The 488-nt window shown below is 38.5% G+C and carries 1 protein-coding gene; it reads right to left on the bottom strand.

Annotation, left to right across the window (positions count from 1 at the left end; translation table 11 throughout):
- Window positions 1-488: immunoglobulin domain-containing protein (locus AC23L6_RS13365; protein ID WP_487562977.1), on the bottom strand; the 488-nt coding region annotated here is incomplete at both ends.

The following is a 488-nucleotide window of genomic DNA, read 5'->3' as shown; positions in this document are numbered from 1 at the left end:
GTTCCAATGCTATTCAATGTTGGACTAGCTACAATACTTCCTCCTGTAGCTGCATCATACCAAACAACTGTAGAACCTATTGGAGCTGTTGCTGAAGCTGTAAGTGTTTGTATTGGTGTTGCTTCACATTCTGTTATATCTCCTAAACTTGTTGGTGCTAATGGTAAAGCATTGATTGTTAAAGTAACTGCTGTGCGTGTCAAACTTGGGCAATTTGTTGTTGAATTTACCGATTCTGCATAATAAGTTATTGTTCCAATACTATTCAATGTTGGACTAGCTACAATACTTCCTCCTGTAGCTGCATCATACCAAACTAATGTGGAACCTATAGGAGCTGTAGCAGTTGCAGTAAGTATTTGTAATGGTGTTGCTTCACATTCTGTTACATCTCCTCCACTTAATGGTGCAGTTGGAGCAATATCTATTGTTAAAATAACCGCTGTCCTTGTTGGACTCGAACAATTAGTGGTCGAATTTACTGATTC

This window comes from Flavobacterium sp. R1_16, assembly GCF_057652095.1.
The sequence above is the reverse complement of the archived record's forward strand: the minus strand, read 5'-3'. Positions and strand labels throughout refer to the sequence as shown.